Annotated in this window: 19 protein-coding genes; 11 read left to right on the plus strand and 8 right to left on the minus strand. The window is 74.2% G+C overall.

Annotated features, from left to right (window positions below; all coding sequences use genetic code 11):
- Window positions 1–166: 166 nt before the first annotated feature.
- Together TK50_RS14410 and TK50_RS14415 are read left to right on the plus strand one after the other, a co-directional pair.
- Entirely contained in the window at window positions 167–538 is a 372-nt protein-coding gene (locus tag TK50_RS14410) for a nuclear transport factor 2 family protein (protein ID WP_043963220.1), read from the plus strand.
- A gap of 446 nt (window positions 539–984) precedes the next feature.
- Window positions 985–1,884 carry a hypothetical protein gene (locus TK50_RS14415; RefSeq protein ID WP_043963221.1) on the plus strand — a complete coding sequence of 300 codons (900 nt, stop codon included), beginning with the start codon at window positions 985–987 and terminating at the stop codon, window positions 1,882–1,884.
- 150 nt (window positions 1,885–2,034) lie between these two features.
- Here TK50_RS14415 and TK50_RS14420 read toward each other — a convergent pair whose 3' ends face one another.
- From TK50_RS14420 to TK50_RS14445, 6 genes are all read right to left on the minus strand, one after another.
- Window positions 2,035–2,973 (minus strand): alpha/beta hydrolase, encoded by a 939-nt coding sequence (locus TK50_RS14420; protein ID WP_043963222.1) that lies wholly within the window; start codon window positions 2,971–2,973, stop codon window positions 2,035–2,037.
- Window positions 2,974–3,141: 168 nt separating this feature from the next.
- Window positions 3,142–4,401 carry an acyltransferase family protein gene (locus TK50_RS14425; protein ID WP_082106314.1) on the minus strand — a complete coding sequence of 420 codons (1,260 nt, stop codon included), beginning with the start codon at window positions 4,399–4,401 and terminating at the stop codon, window positions 3,142–3,144.
- A gap of 1,176 nt (window positions 4,402–5,577) precedes the next feature.
- Entirely contained in the window at window positions 5,578–5,862 is a 285-nt protein-coding gene (locus TK50_RS14430) for a hypothetical protein (protein ID WP_043963223.1), read from the minus strand.
- Window positions 5,862–7,007 (minus strand): WXG100 family type VII secretion target, encoded by a 1,146-nt coding sequence (locus tag TK50_RS14435; RefSeq protein WP_241773991.1) that lies wholly within the window; start codon window positions 7,005–7,007, stop codon window positions 5,862–5,864. Before TK50_RS14435 ends, TK50_RS14430 begins: the two co-directional genes overlap by 1 nt.
- Window positions 7,004–7,324, minus strand: coding sequence for a type VII secretion target (locus TK50_RS14440; RefSeq protein WP_043963224.1), 321 nt, complete (start codon window positions 7,322–7,324; stop codon window positions 7,004–7,006). Before TK50_RS14440 ends, TK50_RS14435 begins: the two co-directional genes overlap by 4 nt.
- Window positions 7,311–7,712: a YbaB/EbfC family nucleoid-associated protein gene (locus tag TK50_RS14445; protein ID WP_043963225.1), complete on the minus strand. Its 402-nt coding sequence runs from the start codon at window positions 7,710–7,712 to the stop codon at window positions 7,311–7,313. Before TK50_RS14445 ends, TK50_RS14440 begins: the two co-directional genes overlap by 14 nt.
- Before the next feature lie 185 nt (window positions 7,713–7,897).
- On the opposite strand from TK50_RS14445, the gene TK50_RS14450 reads away from it, so the two are divergent.
- The gene (locus TK50_RS14450; RefSeq protein WP_043963226.1) at window positions 7,898–8,659 is read left to right on the plus strand and encodes an SDR family oxidoreductase; all 762 of its coding nucleotides are present in this window, start codon (window positions 7,898–7,900) and stop codon (window positions 8,657–8,659) included.
- Window positions 8,656–9,576, plus strand: a complete 921-nt coding sequence (locus TK50_RS14455; RefSeq protein WP_082106315.1) for an RNA polymerase sigma-70 factor — start codon at window positions 8,656–8,658, stop codon at window positions 9,574–9,576. Before TK50_RS14450 ends, TK50_RS14455 begins: the two co-directional genes overlap by 4 nt.
- Window positions 9,577–9,613: 37 nt before the next feature.
- On the opposite strand, the gene TK50_RS14460 is transcribed toward TK50_RS14455, so the two are convergent.
- Window positions 9,614–10,687: a LacI family DNA-binding transcriptional regulator gene (locus tag TK50_RS14460; protein WP_082106316.1), complete on the minus strand. Its 1,074-nt coding sequence runs from the start codon at window positions 10,685–10,687 to the stop codon at window positions 9,614–9,616.
- A gap of 224 nt (window positions 10,688–10,911) precedes the next feature.
- On the opposite strand from TK50_RS14460, the gene TK50_RS14465 reads away from it, so the two are divergent.
- From TK50_RS14465 to TK50_RS14495, 7 genes are all read left to right on the plus strand, one after another.
- A complete protein-coding gene (locus TK50_RS14465) occupies window positions 10,912–14,148 on the plus strand; it encodes an Ig-like domain-containing protein (protein ID WP_043963227.1) in 3,237 nt (1,078 codons plus the stop codon).
- Window positions 14,149–14,519: 371 nt separating this feature from the next.
- Complete coding sequence (locus TK50_RS14470; RefSeq protein ID WP_043963228.1) at window positions 14,520–14,822, plus strand: urease subunit gamma; 303 nt, start codon at window positions 14,520–14,522, stop codon at window positions 14,820–14,822.
- Window positions 14,819–15,172, plus strand: a complete 354-nt coding sequence (locus TK50_RS14475) for an urease subunit beta (protein ID WP_043963229.1) — start codon at window positions 14,819–14,821, stop codon at window positions 15,170–15,172. Before TK50_RS14470 ends, TK50_RS14475 begins: the two co-directional genes overlap by 4 nt.
- Window positions 15,169–16,872, plus strand: a complete 1,704-nt coding sequence (locus TK50_RS14480) for an urease subunit alpha (RefSeq protein WP_043963230.1) — start codon at window positions 15,169–15,171, stop codon at window positions 16,870–16,872. The genes TK50_RS14475 and TK50_RS14480 overlap by 4 nt, the downstream gene beginning before the upstream one ends.
- Before the next feature lie 5 nt (window positions 16,873–16,877).
- Window positions 16,878–17,555, plus strand: a complete 678-nt coding sequence (locus TK50_RS14485; RefSeq protein WP_043963231.1) for an urease accessory protein UreF — start codon at window positions 16,878–16,880, stop codon at window positions 17,553–17,555.
- The gene (gene ureG, locus TK50_RS14490) at window positions 17,545–18,270 is read left to right on the plus strand and encodes an urease accessory protein UreG (protein ID WP_043963232.1); all 726 of its coding nucleotides are present in this window, start codon (window positions 17,545–17,547) and stop codon (window positions 18,268–18,270) included. The genes TK50_RS14485 and ureG overlap by 11 nt, the downstream gene beginning before the upstream one ends.
- Window positions 18,270–19,046 carry an urease accessory protein UreD gene (locus TK50_RS14495; RefSeq protein WP_043963233.1) on the plus strand — a complete coding sequence of 259 codons (777 nt, stop codon included), beginning with the start codon at window positions 18,270–18,272 and terminating at the stop codon, window positions 19,044–19,046. The genes ureG and TK50_RS14495 overlap by 1 nt, the downstream gene beginning before the upstream one ends.
- A gap of 60 nt (window positions 19,047–19,106) precedes the next feature.
- Here TK50_RS14495 and TK50_RS14500 read toward each other — a convergent pair whose 3' ends face one another.
- A complete protein-coding gene (locus TK50_RS14500; protein ID WP_043963234.1) occupies window positions 19,107–19,565 on the minus strand; it encodes a MarR family winged helix-turn-helix transcriptional regulator in 459 nt (152 codons plus the stop codon).
- Between the last annotated feature and the right edge of the window lie 64 nt (window positions 19,566–19,629).

The raw sequence follows: 19,629 nt of genomic DNA on the forward strand, positions 1-19,629 counted from the left end.
GTTCGCCCGCCGTGGTCGCGGGGACCTACTGAGCGTGCCGGCCCGGCACCGGCCGAAGTATCGGGTGAACCCCGCTCCCCGACCCCGAAGGCAGCGCCGAAGATGTGAAATCACCGAATAATGTGATTCACCTGATCTGCCCGACATGGCTGCCCACACTCGGGGCATGACGACCAATCTGGAACCGGAGGTGACGGAACTGCTCCGCCGCCTCTACGCCTCGTTCAACGCCCGCGACATCGACGACATCGTCACCGTTCTCAGCCCGGCGGTCGACTGGCCCAACATGATCGACGGTGTCCGCGCCACCGGGCCGGTGGCGGTGAGCGAGTACTGGCGGCGTCAGTTCGACTCGATCGACCCCCGGGTCGAACCGCGCGCCATCACCCCGGAACCCGACGGACGGATCTGCGTCGAGGTCCACCAGGTCGTCAGGACCCTCGACGGGGAGGTGCTGGCCGACCAGGTGGTGCACCACCTCTACACCATCCGGGACGGCCTGGTGGAACGCATGGACGTCCGGGAGCCGGTGTCCTGACCCGCGCCCACGTCCACCTCCAGTAAGCCCGCACCAGGGCTGGCCCAGCCGGGCACCGTCGAAGGGCACCGACCCGCCGGCGGTGCCCGGCCCCGTGTCCGCCCCCTGCCGACGGCTGTCCCGGTGGGTCACCGCAGGCCCGCCCTGACACCGGATTGAGTAATCTGCGTCACACATTGAACCGTTCGGTCGGCGGGACCACTCCTGTCGTCCACCTGCAGCGGGACCTCTTTCCCGAAAACCGCAACCGGCCGCCAAAGGGTCCATTCCCCCGTCGGGGGAGAATCGCCAGCGCAGCCCATCCCACACGGAAAGTCATGACTCCTGACGTGGCGTGATCGACGTCGGTCACCCGCCCCGATCGGCGGGGCGACAATTTGCGCCGCTCACTACCCTGTTCCATGATCCCGTGCCGTGGCACCCGCCGATAGCGATAAGGGCTTCAGATGAGCAGCAATCACCCTCCGTACGGAGGGCAGCCGGATCCGAACGTCACCCCGTGGAGCGGGCCGCCCGCCCCTGCCCAGCCCGCCGGGTATCCCGCGTACGGCCAGCCGGGCTACGGCCAGCCCGCCTACGGCCAGCCGGGGCCCCCGCAGTTCGGTGCCCCCATGCCCCCGCCGCAGAAGTCGAACCGGGGCCTGATCATCGGCCTGGCCGCCGGTGCCGTGGTCGTCGTCCTCGCGATCTGCGGCGCCGGCATCGGGCTCGCCCTCGTCGGCGACGACGAAGACCCCACCCCGATCGCGTCCGGCCCCGCGACGGCGGCCCCGAGCAACGGCAACCCCCAGCCCGGCACGGAGACTTCGGCCACCCCCGAGCCGGCCGAGTCCCAGGAACAGCCGAACAACAACAACGCGCTGACGGCGCGCTACTCCAGCGACCTGTCCGGGGTCTGCGACGGCAGCCCGATCCTGAACGCGGCGACCTACAGCGGCCCGTCCGGCGCGAAGGCGTACACCTTCGCGAACTCCATCGAGCGGCCCACGTTCTGGTCGACAAAGTCGGTCAGTTCGGCGAAGCCGTACTACGCGAAGTCGGCCGACTTCACGTCGGTGTCGGTGGTCGCCTGCCTGAAGGTCGACGAGGGCAGCGAGGGCACGCCCAAGAAGTGCGACTACAAGGACAACTCCGGCAAGCAGGTCACGATCTCCTACATCTCGTCGCGCTACACGATGACCTTCTACGCGGCGAAGACCGCGGAGAAGATCGGCGACGGCGGCACCGTGAACGCCCCGGCCAACCGGTGCCCGAGCTTCATCTCGTACAACAAGATCACCATGAAGTCGTACGCCTCGCCGGACAGCGGCACCATCGAGGCGGCCCTGGACAAGTTCCTGTCCTGAGGCGGTCCGGGCGAAACGGGGAGGGACGCGGCATCGTCCCTCCCCGTTCTGTTGGCGGGCGCCCGTGAGCCTGCTTCCGCTGACGTGCCCTGATCCCGTACCCGAATGGTTCGACCTGGCGGCCTGGAGTCCGCCGCATCCCGGCGGCGGTCAGAGCAGTCGGCGGAAGGCGGCCACCGCGTCCTGCCGCATCCGCCGGGACACCGCCGCCTCGGTCACCAGCGCCGAACCGTGGAACGTGGCCGGGTAGAGGTGCGCCTCGGTCGGCACGCCGGCCTGGGCCAGCCGCTGCGCATAGTGCATCCCCTCGTCGCGTACCGGATCGAACTGGCAGCTTGAGACGAACGCCGGTGGCAGCCCGGCGAGATCCTCCGCGCGGGCCGGGGCGGCGTACGGCGACACGCCCGGCTCGCCGGGCTTGACGCCGTCCCCGAGGTAGTGGGCCCAGCCCAGCTCGGCGCTGGGGCGATTCCAGATCGGGGTGTCGACGTAGGCGAGCATGGACACGCTGTCGAGCCGGTCGTCGAGCACCGGGACGTCGAGATACTGCATGGCCAGCCGCGGGCCGCCACGGTCGCGGGCCAGCAGGGTGAGGCCGGCGGCGAGCCCGCCACCGGCGCTGCGGCCGTAGAGGGCCAGGCGGGTGGAGTCCACGCCGAGTTCGTCGCAGTTGCCGGCCAGCCAGCACAGCACCGCGTAGCAGTCCTCCAGCGCCGCCGGGAAGGGCGCCTCGGGCGCGAGGCGGTAGTCGACGGCGATCACCACGGCCCCGATGCCGGTGGCGAACGCGGCGGCGTCGGCGTGTTCGAGCGCCAGGTCGCCGAGCACGAAGCCGCCGCCGTGCAGGTGCAGGACGGCCGGTGCCGGTGCCGCCGCCGGCTGCGGGGTGTAGATCCGCACCGGGACGGCGGGAGCGCCGGCCGGGCCGGGCACCGTCCGGTCCAGCACGGTGAGGCCGGTCAGGTCGGGCGGGGGGAGCTGGGCCGCGATGGCCCGTCCGACCTCGCGCGCGGCGGCCGGGTCGCGCAGGTCGAGGACGGGCAGCGTCGGGACCCACGGTGCCAGCTCCGCGTCAAAGGCGTATGTCATGAGAACCTCCCTGGCCGGAGCCGCTCGACAGGCCGCCGAGCGGCATTCGTCCTACCGACGAGCGACCGGGCAGGGATCAGACATTCTGAGCCGTACCATTTTCCGTCGGTCTGACGTCGCGGCCGTCGGCCCGGCGCCGACCGCGTGGGCGGTCGGCGCCGGACCCGGTCAGCTCGCCAGCAGCAGCGCGACGCCGGCCAGCGTGCCCAGCGCGGAGAAGCCGGCCCCGATGCCCAGGGCGAGCCGTGGCGACTGCGCGACCCGCCGGGAGTATCTGATGCGGTTCTCGACGAAGTGGAAGGTCAACCAGGCCGGGACGGTCGACAGCGCGATCACCAGCAGCCCGGTGGACGTCGACAGCGGCCCCCAGTAGGTGGCCGCTATCGCGAGCATCGGCCAGTGCCACAGATACAGCGCGTACGACAGCGCGCCGATCCAGCGCAGTGGCGCGATCCCGAGCACGGACCCCACCCCGCCCCGGGCCGGAGCGGCGCAGCCGGCCGCGATGACCGCCGCGGTGCCCAGCACCGGCAGGGCGGCCGTGTAGCCGGGGAAGTCCATCATCGGGGTGAAGGACAGGCAGGCCACCAGCACCGCTGCCAGCCCGGCCCAGCCCAGCACGACGGCGACCGGCCTGGGCAGCCGGGCCAGGGCCCCGACCGACATGGCGACGCCCGCGCCGACGGCCAGCTCCCAGATCCGGGTGGTGGTCTGGAAGAACGCCGGGGACTGCGCGCCGACGGTGGTGGTCACCGACCAGGCCAGCGAGCCGGCGGCCAGCAGGACCAGCGCCGTCGCCAGCACCGGCTTCACCCGGGCGCCGGACACCTTGGCCAACGCCACCGCCAGCATGATCAGCAACGGCCAGATCAGGTAGTACTGCTCTTCGACGGCAAGCGACCAGAAATGCTGTACGGGGGACGGTGGCATCGTCGGGTCGGGGTTCGCGAATCGTTCGGCGAGCCGCCAGTTCAGCAGGTAGGACGCCCCGGCGACGAGGTCGCCGCCGATCTGACCCCACCTGCCACGGGGCACCATCAGGAACACGAACACCGCTGCCGCCAGCAGCACCACGTTGGCCGCCGGCAGCAGTCTCCTGGCCCGGCGAGCGTAGAAGTCCATCAGCGCGACCCCGCCGGTCCGGTTGTGTTCGGACAGCAGTTGGGTGGTGATGAGATAGCCCGAGATGACGAAGAAGACGTCGACGCCGACGAAGCCCCCGGAGAGCGCCGGCACGCCGGCGTGGAACAGCATCACCGTCACCACGGCGACGGCCCGGATTCCCTCGATGTCGCCACGGAATCTGGTACGCGGCCGGTCGGGCGGGCCGGCGTGGCCCGGCTCGCCGGCGGGCGGTGGTGACGCCGGCCGTTCCGGGCCGGCGGGTCGGGCGGGCGCTGAATGCGCCGCGTCGGCTTCAGTGGACATCGTTCCTCCAGGGGCATTCAGGCGGCATGATCTGGATCTATGAATACGAGGTCAAATGCATTCGTCGCCATGCTCGCCCCGGAATCGTTCTGGTGTTGAGACGTGCGGCGTCGTGAATGCTGCGACATGTCGTGAATGGATGCCTGCGGCTCGTGGAGTCGCGGTAGTTGTGGCAATGGTCGGATACCTAATTCATTCGAGCTAATTGAATGCAATCTGCGGGATGTGTCGGAACGCCCGGCGGTGTTCCTTTCCGGCTGTGCACTTTCGGTCATCGGGCGCGGTCGATCGTGCCCGTCACGCCGCCCGATCGGATGAATGCCGGCTCGCGGCCGATGACGCCGTGGGTGCCGGGGTGGCACGAGGAACAGTGGCCGTGGGTCGAGCTGACCCGGTCAGCGCCTCTGCCGGCCGCAGCGCACGCTTGCTGGCCGGGTCGCGGCATCGATCGGGGACGCCGACGAGCGGCGGGTGTGCCGGCGGTCGAACACGCCCTGGCCCGACCGGTTCCTCGCGAGGGGTTCCGACACGTCGTCCTCGCCCAGGGCTAGCGCAGCCGTGACGCCTGTCGCGCGGCCAGCCGGAGGGGCCGGAGACGTCATTCGCCGGAGGGCTCGGCCGTGGCACCGAAGGGGCAGCCGCGGATCGCGCAGACTGGGAGCGGTGAGGCTCCACTCCACGTGGTTCGCTGGCGGCCACCCGCGCCTGCCCGCCCGCCCCGGCTGCGGACCAGGTTGGAACTGCCGCGCGACCTCTGTGGGCGTGCTGCCCGGTGGGGCCCTCGGCCTGGGCAACCTGTAAGCCGTGAGGGTTGATGCGGTGCAGTGGCACCCTACGGAGCTGAGTCATCTACGTCATCAACCGCCGCCCCTGCCGCCCCACGCCCGTCCCACATCACCCCGGCTCGATGCGGTACGGCTGGTGTGGCCCAGCGATCAAGAGGTTTGCGTCATCGTCGAGATCAACTTTGACGCTTTTCTCTTGATCGCCGGGCCGAGTCGCCGGCTGGTTCGGCTCGGGGGCTGGCTCGGCCGTCCCCGACGGGAGCGCGGCGGGCATGCTGATGTCGTATTCGACTCAGCTTCCTACTTGCCGGGAGGAGTCACCCCGCCAGGCGGTGCCGGTGGGGAGGCGGCACCTGGAGCGGTCAGATCAGTGACCTGCCTGCCAACGGGACTACGTGATCAACCGATAGTCGGGAAGGGCGCGTCCGCGTTCTTCGGCCGATGCGTCGAGGGGGCGCGCGGTGATTCCCTCCGGGATGGGCACCCTGGAAAGGTGGATGCCCTCCAGGCACGTGTCGCACCAGAACGAGGCGTAACCGTATCCAGCTCCGGGTGGCCCGGTGAAGACGAGGCGCAGCGTCCGGTGGCCGCAGTTCGGGCATTGCAGGTGCGATGTTGCTGGCAGGGTGCGGTAGACAATGTCGTACGCGTCCAGCCATTCATCGAAGGTTGCCATCAGCGTGCTCCTTCTGGCCTGACCGGGTGGCTCTCCCACCACTGTTCCTCATGTGCATAGGCTCGATCCTCGAAGGCGTCGGCCTCACTGCGCGTGATGGGGTAGGGGCGCCCCTCCCGGAGCTCCGACACGTGGAACCTTTCGTGTTCGAGAGTGCGTGCCAGGTCTTCCTCGCTTCGGAACGCCTCACGACAGAGCGTGACTGATTGATCGGGCTTGGTCATCCCGCACACGCCTGAGATCCGGTTATTGATGTTGAACTGGATGCCGGATACATCGATGCCGTACTTGGCGGCGATGTCCTGTACCGACTCCGTTTTCATGGGCATTCGGGGGCCGCTGCCCTTGCCTCGAACCCTACTGAGCTCATCAGGATCAGGGGCGACTTGCCTCAGCCGCCCCAGTGCCTGCTTCAGCTTCTCGATCAGCTCGCCGAGGCGGCGGATCTGCGGCATCAGCCGCCGCAGGCTGGCCAGCAGCCCGCGTAGCAGCCGTGCGATCCGCGCCGCCCACGACGCCACCGTGGTGGTGACCTGCTCCACGACCACGGGCGTGGCGAGGCCGGCGGTGGCGACGAGTTCTCCCGCGTACACGATGAGGCGGGAGACGCAGGTGGCGATGGCGTCGCGGACCAGGAGCCGGACGGCGGCGACGAGGCCGGCCGCGCCTTCGGTGATGGCGGCCAGGGTGTCGGCGGCCTGGGCGAGGCCGCCGATCGCCTGGTGTTGCCCGGCGGCCCAGGCGCGGTAGGCGGGGCCGGCGTCGCCGCCCCAGCCGGCGACCTCGGTGCGTGCGGCGTGGGCCAGTTCGGCGGCGTCGTCGCGCAGCGACGCGGCGACGTTGCGCCAGGTCTGGGCGTGCGCGGTGATCTGCGCCGGGTCGCCGGCGAGCCAGTCCAGCGCCTCGCTGAGCGGCTTGACGTGCTCGATGAGCCAGGCGATGCCGTACTGCAGCAGGGCGCCGACCGGGTCGGAGACGAAGGCGAGGGCGTCGAGGCCGGCGCTGACCACGCCGAGGCTGCCGTCGATCCAGCTGCCGTCGCGGACGCCCTGCGCGATGAGCTCGATGTCCTCGCAGATCCAGATGCCGGCCCACGCGCTGGGCGCGTCGCCCGCCGGGGCGGCGACGAGCGGGTTGCCGGTCACCGCGCGTCGCGTACGCGCTGGAGCCGTTGCTCGGCCCGGGCGTCGGCGGCCCGGTAGCCCTCGGCGCCGGAGCGCACCCGATTGGCGGTGTCGCGCACCGACCGGGCTGCGGCGTCGACGCCGCCGACCAGGGTCTGCTGGAGGCCGTCGAGCAGCACCGGCATGATCGCGCACAGCTGGCCGTACGCGTCGGTGCCCAACCGGACGTGCTGGCCGGCCTGCCGGGCGGTGTCGAGGCTGTCGGCGCAGCGTTCCAGGTGGGCGGCGTGGGTGGTCAGGTCGCCGGGGTCGACCCGGATGCCGTCACCGGCGGCCATCGGGCGGGCCCTGGCCGGGGTCGAGCCGCCGCCGGTGGCCGTCGATGATCGCCCGCCCGGCGGGGTCGTCGTCGCCGAGGGTCTGCGTGGTCGCCTCGGTGAGCTGCCGCAGCAGGTCGGCGTGCGCGGCCCGGGTGGTGGCGACGATCTGCCGGGCGGTGTGTGCCGCGGGGTGCTGCCGGGTCTGCTCGTCGAGCCGCAGGTCGACCAGCAGGCCCGTGGCGTCGACGGTGACCTCGACCGCGCGGTCGGGGCTGCGGGCGGTTCCGGTCAGGGCCCGCGCCCGCGCCGACAGCGCCCGCGCGCGGGCGGCCCGGTCGGCGATCGACGACTCCCACTCGTCGAGCCGGCGGGTCGCCGCGTCCAGCGCGGCCTCGTCCGCCCACATGCCGACCCTCCCCAGGGGACACACCGGTGACCGTCCCGCACACCGTAGCAACCCGTCACGCACCGCCGCCGGCCGGTCACGCGCCCCGGCGGCCCGGGGCGGGTGTCACGGTTCGGGGACCTGTCCGGTCGTACGGGGGACAGGGCGGCGCGCCGCGCCGCGTACGCGAAGGGAAGTGACCGATCATGAAGATCGTCGTCGTCGGCGGTACCGGGCTCATCGGCTCCCGGCTCGTGGCCGCGCTCGACCGGCGGGGCCACGAGGCCGTCGCCGCGTCCCCGGGGACGGGGGTGAACACCCTGACCGGAGAGGGGCTGGCCGCGGCGCTCGACGGCGCGGACGTCGTGGTCGACGTGTCGAACTCGCCCTCGTTCGAGGACGGGCCCGTGCTGGAGTTCTTCCGGACCTCGACCGGCAACCTCCTCGCCGCCGAGGCCGGGGCCGGCGTGCGGCACCACGTGGCGCTGTCCATCGTCGGCGTCGACCGGATCCCCGACAGCGGCTACATGCGGGCGAAGGTCGCCCAGGAGGAACTGATCGTCGCCTCCGGCCTCCCGTACTCGATTCTGCGCGCGACGCAGTTCTTCGAGTTCGTCCGCGCCATCGTCGACGCCGGTGGAGACGGCGACGTCGTGCGCCTCGCGCCGGTGTCCATCCAGCCCCTGGCCGCCGACGACGTGGTCGCGACCCTCCTGGAGGTGACCCTCGGCGCGCCGGTGAACGGCGTCGTGGAGGTCGCCGGCCCCGAACGGTTCCGCCTCGACGAGCTGGGCCGTTCGGTCCTCGCCGCGAGCGGCGAGGACCGCGAGGTGGTGACCGATCCGGGTGCGACGTACTTCGGCGCGGCGCTGGCGGAGCGCTCGCTGGTGCCGCTCGGGGACGCCAGGACGGGTGCGGTGTCCCTCGGGGACTGGCGCGCGTCGCAGGCGGCTAGATTGGCCTCGTGACGGTCGACGATGCGCGCGGCGCGGCGACGGCCGCCCCCTCCGGGGCGGGGGCCGGGGACGGGCTGGCCGAGTTCGTGGCGGTGCGCCCGCGCCTGTTCGGCATCGCCTACCGGATGCTGGGCAGCGTCGCCGAGGCCGAGGACGTGGTGCAGGACGCGTGGTTGCGCTGGCAGTCGGCCGAACGCGGGGCGGTGCGCAACCCGGCGGCGTTCCTCACCACGACGACGACCCGGCTGGCCATCAACGCGGCCACGTCGGCGCGCGCCGTCCGCGAGCGGTACGTGGGCCCGTGGCTGCCCGAGCCGGTGGACACCAGCGCGGATCCGGCGCTGGGCGCCGAGCGGGCCGAGGCGCTGGACCTGGCGGTCCTGCTGCTGCTGGAGCGGCTCACGCCGACCGAGCGGGCCGCGTACGTGCTGCGCGAGGCGTTCGACTACTCCCACCAGCAGGTCGGCGAGGTGCTCGACACCTCCGAGGTCAACGCCCGGCAGTTGGTCAGCAGGGCGCGCCGGCACCTGGCGTCGCAGCGCTCGTCGCCCGTGTCGGCGGCGCGGCGGCGCGAGCTGGTCGAGGCGTTCCTCGGCGCGGCCCGGGAGGGCGACGTGGCCGCCCTGGAGCGGCTGCTGGCCGAGGACGTCCGGGCGTGGTCCGACGGCGGCGGCCGGGTCAACGCCGCACGCCGGGAGCTGGCCGGCGTCGAGCGGGTGACGACGTTCCTGGACAACGTCCTGCGCAAGTACTGGCACACGGCGGGGTTCCGGTTCGTCGAGGTCAACGGCGGCGGGGCGCTGCTGGTGACGAACGCCGACGGCAGCCCGCAGTCCCTCGTCGCCCTGGACTGCTCGGACCGGGGGATCGAGCGGGTGCTCATCGTGGTGAACCCGGACAAGCTGCGGGGGTTCGCCGGCGACCGCTGAGGACGGCTGAGCAGCCCCGCCGGGCCGCCCGCCGTCCTCAGTCGCCCGGCGGGGGCGCGGTGCTGTCGCGTACCACGAGGCGGGTGGAGACCAGGGTCGTGCCGGTCTCCGGCACGCCGGTGCGGACCTGGCGCAGCACCGCCTCGACGCAGCGGCGGCCGACCTCCGCGAAGTCCTGGTGGACGGTGGTCAGGGGTGGGATGAACGCTCCCGCGTCGGCGATGTCGTCGAAGCCCACGACGCTGACGTCGCGGGGCACCGACCGGCCCCGGTCGTGCAGCGCGCGCAGCACCCCGAGGGCCATCTGGTCGTTGGCGACGAAGACCGCCGTGCAGTCGGGGTCGCCGGCCAGGTCGAGGCCGGCGCGGTAGCCGGACTCCGCCGACCAGTCGCCGCGGTGCACCTGAGGCGTCGGGCGGCCGTGCTCCTGCAGCGTCGTACGCCAGGCCAGCGCGCGCCGCTGCGCGGCGAACGACTCCCGGGGCCCCGCGACGTGCCACACCGTGCGGTGCCCGAGGTCGAGCAGGTGGTGCACGGCCTGGCGGGCCCCGTCGGCCTGGTCGGTGTCGACGACGCGGTAGCGGTCGCCGGCGTCGGAGTCGACCACGACGACGTGCACGCCGGGTGGGACGGCGACGGTCGCCGCGTCCAGCAGGTGCACCTCCATGATGACGATGACCGCGTCGACGGCGAGTTCGCCGAGCCGGGTGAAGGCCCCGAGCAGGCGGTCCTGGGTGGGTGCCCCGACGGGGATGAGGGTGATCACGTAGCCGGCGTCGGCGGCGTGGGTGGCGATCGCCTCCAGGGTGCGGCTGTTGCCCGTGCTGGACAGGGTGAACAGGATGACGCCGATGGTGCGGAACTCGCCGTACTTGAGCGCGCGGGCGGCGCTGTTGGGGCGGTAGCCGAGCTGCCGCATGGCGGCGAGGACCTGCTCGCGCGTGCTGTCGACGACGCCGGGGTGACCGGTGGAGACGCGGGAGACGGTCTGCGCGGAGACGCCGGCCAGCCGCGCCACGTCGGCCATCGAGACGCCCCGCCGCCGGCCGGCGCGGGGGCGGCCCGCGGCGGCGGGCTCCTGGGTCGCCCCGTCGGGCCCGGACCGACTCATCCCGCCTCGCTCCTCTCGCCCCGCCTGCGGCCGGCGCCTCGCGCCACCTCCGCCGCGGTGCTCACGCGGCGCAGCCCAGTATGCCGGCCGTGCTTGACGGGTCACCGGTCGACTGGGAGCATCGCAACACTCGATGTTTGCGTAAACATCGAGGTAGCGCGCCCGCCGCAGGAACGCGGCGCGATCCACCGGCTCACCACCACCCGTCGGAGGAGACCGTCCACATGAGCAGAAACCCGTCCCGCCGGGGGCCGGCCGCCGCGATCACGGCGGCCGTCGTCACCCTCGGCGTCGCCGTCGCGCCCGGCGCCGGTCCCGCCTCCGCCGCGCCGGGGGCCGGATCCCCCGGCCGCACCGCGAACGCGTCCGCCCCCGCGCCGGCCGCCGGGGCCGCGCCACCGGTGGTCACCGTCCGCCCCGACCCGTCCTACCAGGGGCAGGAGTTCCAGGGATGGGGCACCAGCCTCGTCTGGTTCGCCAACGCCACCGGCGGCTACCCCGAGGAGATCCGGCAGCGCCTGGCCGACCTCGTCTTCGGCGAGCAGGGCCTCAACCTCAACATCGCCCGCTACAACATCGGCGGCGGCAACGCCCCCGACGTCCCCGACTACCTGCGCCCCGGCGGCGCGGTTCCCGGCTGGTGGCGGGCCCCCGACGGCACCACCCGGGCCGACACCGACTGGTGGGACCCGGAGAACCCGCAGCACTGGAACCCGGACGCCGACCGCGCGCAGCGCTGGTGGGTCGACCGGATCAAGAACGACGTCACCCGGTGGGAGACCTTCAGCAACTCGCCGCCGTGGTTCCAGACTGTCAGCGGGTACGTCTCCGGCGGCTTCGACCCCGCCGCCGACCAGATCCGCGCCGACCGGGTCGACGACTTCGCGACCTATCTCGTGCGGGTCACCCAGCGCCTGGAGGCCGCGCACGGCATCACCGTCGACACGATCGACCCGCTCAACGAGCCGAACACCACCTACTGGAGCACCCGGCTGGGCGCCGACGGCAACCCGGTCGGCGGCCGGCAGGAGGGCGCCCACGCCGGCCCCGCCCTGCAGCAGCAGGTCGTCCGGGCGGTCGCCGCCGAGCTGCGCGCCGCCGGCAGCGGGACCCGCGTGTCCGCCATGGACGAGACCAACCCCGGCACGTTCGCCACGAACTGGAACGCCTACCCCGACGACGTACGCGGCCTGGTCGACCAGCTCAACGTGCACACCTACGGCACGGGCCAGCGCACCACCGCCCGCGACATCGCCAAGGGCGAGGACAAGCCGCTGTGGATGAGCGAGGTCGAGGGCTCCTGGGGTGACGGGCACAGCCTCACCAGCATGGCCCCCGGCCTCGGGATGGCCCGGCACATGGTCGACGACCTGCGCGAGCTGGAACCGTCGGCGTGGGTGTTCTGGCAGCCGGTCGAGGACTACGACAACATGAAACCCGGCGGCGAGTTCCCGCAGGGCTCCAACTGGGGCAGCATCCAGCTCCCGTTCGACTGCACCGCCGCCGACACCCTGCGGACCTGCCCGATATACACGAACACCAAGTTCGACACCGTCCGCAACTTCACCCACCACATCCGCCCCGGCGACCGGCTCGTCGCCGTGAACGACACCTCCAGCGTCGCCGCCGTGGCCACCGGCGGGCGGGCCACCGTCGTGCACGTCAACGACGGCACCGCCGCCCGTACCGTCGCGCTCGACCTGTCGGCGTTCGGCGCCGTCGCCGCGAACGCGACGGTGACCCCCGTCGTCACCAGCGCGGACGGGGCGCTGCGGCGCGGCGCCCCCGTCGCCGTGCGCGACCGCGCCGCCCGGGTGGACGTGCCCGCCCAGTCGGTGACGACGTTCCTGGTCACCGGCGTCTCCGGGGTCGCCCCCGGCGCGGCGCTGGTGCGCGACGGCCACGTCTACCGCCTCACCGGCGTGCAGAGCGGCCGCTCCCTCGCCCCGGCCGGCGGCACCGGCTCCGGCGCGGTCATCCGCACCACCGACCCGGCGAGCGCGGACCAGCTGTGGCGGCTGACCCGGCTCGCCGGGGGCACGGGCAACCGGGCCCGGTACGCCGTCGCCACCGCCGACGGCACCCGCCAGGTCGCCGTCGTCGACCAGGCCGTCACCCTCGTCCCCGCCGTCGCCGCACCCGGCCCGCAGGCGCAGTGGATCCTGTCCACCACCGGCGACGGCACGTACACCCTCGTCAACGTCGGCTCCCGCCGCCTGCTGGAGGTCGGCGGCCAGGCCACCGGCGACGGCGCGGCGGTCACCTCCTGGCTGGCCAACTCGGGGGCCAACCAGCGCTGGCGGGTGACCGACGAGACGGTCCTGCGGATCGCGCCCACCGACGCGTTCACGGTCCCCGGGGTCGCCCCGGCGCTGCCGGACACCGTCGTCCCGGTCCGCCGCGACGGCGCCCGGGGGGCGCTGCCGGTCACCTGGCGGCTGCCCGCCGCGTCGAAGTGGAAGCGGCCCGGCACCGTGCGGATCACCGGCCGCGCCACCGACGCCATCGGGCGCGCCCACGTCGCCCGGGCGACGGTCGTGGTCGACACCCTCGTGGCGACGCGGCCCACCCGGGCGAAGGCCGCCGTCGGCGGCGAACCGACGCTGCCGGCCACGGTCACCGCGGTGGCCCGGCGGGGTGCGACGGTGCAGCGCCCGGTGCGCTGGCAGCCGCCGCCGGCCGGCGCGTTCGAGGCCCCCGGCGTCGTCACCCTCACCGGGCAGGCCGACGCGGGCGACGGGCGCACCCTCGCGGCGAGCGTGCGGGTGCAGGTGACCCCGCCGGTGCAGGAGCGGGCCACCCCGGCCGGCGTCGCCGCCACCTTCACCGAGCCCGGCTACTCGCCGGACGGCCTGGCCAACGGCGTGCTGACGGACAAGGCGTGGTCGAACTGGCGGTCGGGGGCGAAGAACGCCTCCGACACGCTCACGGTCACCCTGCCGGAGCGCCGGGCCCTCACCCGGGTCGTCGTCCACTTCTACCGCGACGGCTTCGACAGCTATCCGCAGAGCCTGCGGGCGCAGGTCCGCGACCCGCAGGGCGGCTGGGTCGACGCCGGCGCGTCGGTGGACGTCCCGACGGGCACGGCGAGCGCCCCCGCCGTCGACGTGCCGGTGACCGCCACCACGGACGCGGTGCGGATCGTGCTCACGGCCCACCCGGACCGGCACATCACGGCCAGCGAGATCGAGGTCTTCGCCGCCGCGCCCGGGACGTCGTCGGACGCGTCCGCCGCCCGCATCGCCCTCGACGGGGTGCCGCTGGCCGGCTTCGATCCGGAGAAGCTGTCCTACACCGTGGCCCGCCGGGGCGAACTGCCGTGCGTCACCGCCGTGGCCGCCGACCCGTACGCCACCGTCGTCGTGCGCCAGCCGAAGGCCGGCAGCCGCACGGCGACCGTGTCGGTGACCAGCGAGGACGGCTCGCAGTCGCGCACCTACACGATCCGCCTGCGCCGCTGACGCCCGGTGGCTCCGCCTCGCGCCGGTGATCAAGAGGAAAACGTCAGAGTCGATCTCCACGATGACGCAAACCTCTTGATCACCGGCGCGGGCGGGTGGGGTGGGGTGGGGCGGTGAGCCGCGCCATGTCGTCGCCCCGGCCGTTGCGACCGTGCCCGGCGATCCTCTACGGTCTGGTCAGCGGTTGGCGGTGCGGTCCGTTCCCAGCCCCCACACCGCTGCGCGGCCGTAGGATCGGGCCGGGGCCGGTGGGGTCCCGGGGCGAACCGCCGACGGCCGGCGGCGGTCACGTGTGACCCCCTCTCGTCCGGCGCCCGTCGATGCGCGCCGCGACTGCGGGAGCGTGCACGCCGGACCGCCCGGAGGTTTCCGTGTTCCTCAGCCCCCACGAGCAGGATCGCCTGCTCGTGCACGTCGCGGCGGACGTCGCCCGTCGCCGCCGCGAGCGCGGCCTGCGCCTCAACTATCCCGAAGCCGTCGCCATCATCACCGCGTTCCTGCTGGAGGGCGCGCGCGACGGGCGGTCGGTCGTGGACCTGATGTCGGCCGGTCGCGGCGTGCTCGGCCGCGACGACGTGCTCGACGGTGTCCCCGAGCTGCTGAAGGAGGTGCAGGTGGAGGCGACGTTCCCGGACGGCACCAAGTTGGTGACGGTGCACCACCCGATCCCGTGATCCCCGGGGAGGTGCTGCCCGGCGACGGCCCGGTCGAGATCAACGCCGGCCTGCCGGTGACCACCCTGCTGGTGGTCAACACCGCCGACCGGCCGGTCCAGGTCGGCTCGCACTACCACTTCGCCGAGGCCAACCCCGGCCTGCGCTTCGACCGCGCCGCCGCCTACGGCCAACGGCTCGCCGTGCCCGCCGGCACGTCCGTGCGCTTCGAGCCGGGGGTCAGCCGCCAGGTGGAGCTGGTGCCGCTGGGCGGGGCCCGCATCGTCGCCGGCCTGCGCGGCGAGGTCGCCGGCCCGCTGGACGCGGGCCCGGCCGTCGTCGACCGGCCGGACGGGGGGTCGGACCGGTGAGCGAACTCGACCGGCGGCGCTACCTCGACCTGTACGGGCCCACCACGGGCGACCGGATCCGGCTCGCCGACACCGACCTGCTCATCGAGGTGGAGGTCGACCACTGCGTCGGCGGCGACGAGATGGTCTTCGGCGGCGGCAAGGTGATCCGGGAGTCGATGGGCCAGTCCCGGGCCACCCGCGCCGAGGGCGCCCTCGACACGGTGATCACCGGCGCGGTGGTGCTCGACCACTGGGGCGTGGTCAAGGCCGACGTCGGGCTGCGCGACGGCCGGATCGTCGCGCTCGGCCGGGCCGGCAACCCCGACACGATGCCGGGCGTCCACCCGGACCTGGTGATCGGCCCGGCGACCGAGGTGATCGCCGGCAACGGGCGCATCCTCACCGCCGGGGCGGTCGACACCCACGTGCACTTCATCTGCCCGCAGCTCGTGCACGAGGCGCTGACCAGCGGCATCACCACGCTCGTGGGCGGGGGCACCGGCCCGGCCGAGGGCACCCGCGCCACCACGGTCACCCCGAACGCCTGGCACCTGGCCCGGATGCACGAGGCGTTGGACGCGTTCCCGGTGAACGTGCTGCTGCTCGGCAAGGGCAACACCGTCTCCGAGGAGGCGCTGTGGGAGCAGCTGCGGGCCGGCGCGGGCGGGTTCAAGCTGCACGAGGACTGGGGGACCACCCCGGCGGCCATCGACGCCTGCCTGCGGGTGGCCGACGCCTCCGGCGTGCAGGTCTCCATCCACACCGACACCCTCAACGAGGCCGGGTTCGTCGCCGACACGCTGCGCGCGATCGCCGGCCGGGCCATCCACTCGTACCACACGGAGGGGGCGGGCGGCGGGCACGCGCCGGACATCATCACCGTCGCCAGCGAGCCGAACGTGCTGCCGTCGTCGACGAACCCGACCCGCCCGTACACCCGCAACACCCTCGCCGAGCACCTCGACATGCTGATGGTCTGCCACCACCTCAACCCGGCGGTGCCGGAGGACCTGGCGTTCGCGGAGAGCCGGATCCGCCCGTCGACGATGGCCGCCGAGGACCTGCTGCACGACCTCGGCGCGATCTCCATCATCGGCTCCGATTCGCAGGCGATGGGGCGCATCGGCGAGGTGATCACCCGCACCTGGCAGAGCGCCCACGTGATGAAGCGGCGGGTGGGCGCGCTGCCCGGCGACGGGCGCGCCGACAACCGCCGGGCCCGCCGCTACGTCGCGAAGTACACCATCTGCGCGGCGATGGCCAACGGCCTGGAACGCGAGGTCGGCTCGGTGGAGCCGGGCAAGCTCGCCGACCTGGTGCTGTGGGACCCGGCGTTCTTCGGCGTACGCCCGCACCTGGTGCTCAAGGGCGGCATGATCGCGTACGCGCAGATGGGCGACGCGAACGCGTCGATTCCGACGCCGCAGCCGGTGCTGCCCCGGCCGATGTTCGGCGCGCACGGCGTGGTGCCGGCGGCGACCAGCGTCGCGTTCGTGGCCCCGGCGGCGCTGGAGGCCGGCCTCCGCCTCGACGTGCGCCGGCCGCTGGTCCCCGTCGCCGACGTGCGGTCGCGGGGCAAGGTCGACCTGCCCGAGAACGGGGCCATGCCGCGCATCGAGGTCGACCCGGACACCTTCACCGTCCGCATCGACGGCGAGGTGGTCGAGCCGGACCCGGTGCCGGAGCTGCCGATGGCCCAGCTCTACCACCTGTTCTGACGACGATGACGAGCATGCTGCTCCTGCTCGCCGACGGGCGGTTCCCGGCCGGCGCGCACGCCCACTCCGCCGGGCTGGAGGCCGCCGTCGCCGCCGGCCTGGTCACCGACCTGGCGTCGCTGCGCGGCTTCCTGGTCGGCCGGCTGGCCACCGGCGGGCTGGTCGCCGCCGCGTTCGCGGTGGCGGCGCACCGGGCGGCGGCGGCCGGTGACCCCGGCCCCGCGCTGGCCCGGCTCGACGCCGAGCTGGACGCCCGCACGGCCGCCCCGGCGCTGCGCGCGGTCTCCCGCCGGCAGGGCCGGGCCCTGCTGCGCGCCGGGCGGGCGCTGTGGCCGGGTGGGCCGTTCGCCGCCCTGCCCGCCGACCCGACCGGGCCGCACCAGCCGCTGGTGCTCGGGCTGGTCGGGTCGGCCGCCGGCCTCGACCCGGCCGAGCTGGCCACCGCCGCCGCGTACGGGTCGGTGACCGGCCCGGCGAGCGCGGCGGTGCGGCTGCTCGGCCTCGACCCGTACCGCGTGCACGGGCTGCTCGCCGCCCTGACGGCCGACGTCGACGCCACGGCGGCGCGGGCGGTGGCCGCCGCCGACGGGCCGCCGGAGTGGCTGCCGGCCGGCTCGGCCCCCCTCACCGACATCCACGCCGAAGTCCACACCACCTGGGAGGTGCGTCTCTTTGCGTCCTGAATCCGTTGCCCTGACCTCGTCGCACGACGAGGACGTCCCCCACACCCACCCCGAGCCCGGGGTCGACCCGCACGCCCCGCTGCCGCCGGCGGCCCGGCCGCTGCGCATCGGCATCGGCGGGCCGGTCGGCTCGGGCAAGACCGCCCTGGTGGCCGCGCTGTGCCGGGCGTTCGCCACCGAGCTGCGTCTCGGCGTGGTCACCAACGACATCTACACCACCGAGGACGCGGACTTCCTGCGCCGGGCCGGGGTGCTCGACCCGGCCCGGATCCGGGCGGTGGAGACGGGCTGCTGCCCGCACACGGCGATCCGCGACGACATCGGCGCGAACCTCGACGCGATCGACGAGCTGTGCGAGGCGGTCGGCCCGCTGGACCTGGTGCTCGTGGAGAGCGGCGGGGACAACCTGACCGCCACGTTCAGCCGGGGCCTGATCGACCGGCAGATCTTCGTGGTCGACGTGGCCGGCGGCGACAAGGTGCCGCGCAAGGGCGGGCCCGGCGTCACCGCCGCCGACCTCCTGGTGATCAACAAGACGGACCTCGCGCCGATGGTCGGCGCGGACCTCGACGTGATGGACCGCGACGCGCGGGCCCGGCGCGGCGACCTGCCGACGGTCTTCCTGTCCATCGTCGGCGACCCGGAGGCGACCCGGGTGGCCGGGTGGATCCGGCACGAGCTGGCCCACCACCGGGCCGCCGTGGCCGTCGCCTGATGCGCGCGCGGGCCCGGGTGGTGGCGCGGGCCGACGGTCGCGGCGGGACCCGCCTCACGGAGCTGCGCGGCGAGTCGCCGCTGCTGCTGCGGTCCACCGCCGCCGAGGGTGGGGTCGCCACGGTGTACGTGGTGGGCGGCGCGGCGGGCCCGCTCGGCGGCGACGACCTGCTGCTGGAGGTGGAGGTGGGCCCCGGGGCGGCGCTGCGCGTCGGCAGCGTGGCCGCCTCGGTGGCCCTGCCCGGCCGGCCCGGGGCGGCGGCGTCCCGGATGCGGGTGCACGCGGTGGTGCACGACGGGGGCACCCTGCACTGGGTGCCGGAGCAGCTCGTCGCGGCGGCCGGCTGCGACCACGTCGCCGAGTCGCGGGTCGAGCTGGCCGCCGGGGCCCGGCTGACCTGGCGCGACGAGCTGATCTGCGGCCGGTACGGCGAGTCACCGGGCGACGCCGTCGTCCGCACGTCGGTCGACCACGGCGGCCGGCCGCTGCTGCGTCAGTCGACGGCGGTCGGCCCGTCCGCGCCCGGCTGGGCGGGCCCGGCCGTGCTCGGCGGGGCCCCGGCGACCGGCTCGCTGCTGGTGGTGGGGCCGGACGTCCCGCCCGGGCCGCCCCGCCCCAGGGGCGAGCCGGGCGGGCTGCCCGTCCCCCGGGCGCGGCCGGTGACCGGCGACGGCGGCGCGGTGGCCTGGCTGGCGCTGGCCGGCGGCCCGGCGGCGCTGCTCACCGCCACCGCCGCCGACGCGCACACCCTGCGCGAGCGGCTCACCCCGGCCTGAGCGGACCGGCGCGGGATGTGGCCGGCCCGGGGCGGCGGCTCCGGGCGTCAGCGGCGGGGGTCAGCGGGCGCGGGCCCCGACCGCCGCGCCGACCGGGCGGCCGGCGCCCAGCCGGTCGACCAGCGCGGCCAGCGCCCCGGCCAGCGCGAGGTCGTCGGTGGTCAGGTCGGCCAGGTCCGCCCGGACCAGGGCATCGACGCGTTCCTGCTCGCGGCGGCCCCGGGCGGTCAGGTACGCGCGGATGCGCCGCCGGTCCTGCGGGTCGATCCGCCGGTAGACCAGGTTCTGGTCGACGAGCTGGTCGACCAGCTTGGTCAGCGTCCCCGGCGGCAGGGACTCCTCGGCGGCGACCTCGCTCATCGGGTGCCCCTGCCCGTCGGCGAGCAGGCACAGCACCCGCCAGGCCTCCACGGTGAGGCCCTCGGCGGCCAGGACACCGCCGACCCGCCGGGCGAGCAGCCGCTCGGCACGGGTCAGCGCACGCAGCAGGTCGACGGGCGTCGCGGGCACCTCGGGCATGACTCTCCCCCGTTCGGTGGGGCTGTCATCGTACCGAAAAGGTCCCGCATCCTGACCGGGTCTG

The sequence above is a fragment of the Micromonospora haikouensis genome, from assembly GCF_000876225.1.
In the GTDB taxonomy this organism is placed as follows: Bacteria; Actinomycetota; Actinomycetes; order Mycobacteriales; family Micromonosporaceae; genus Micromonospora; species Micromonospora haikouensis.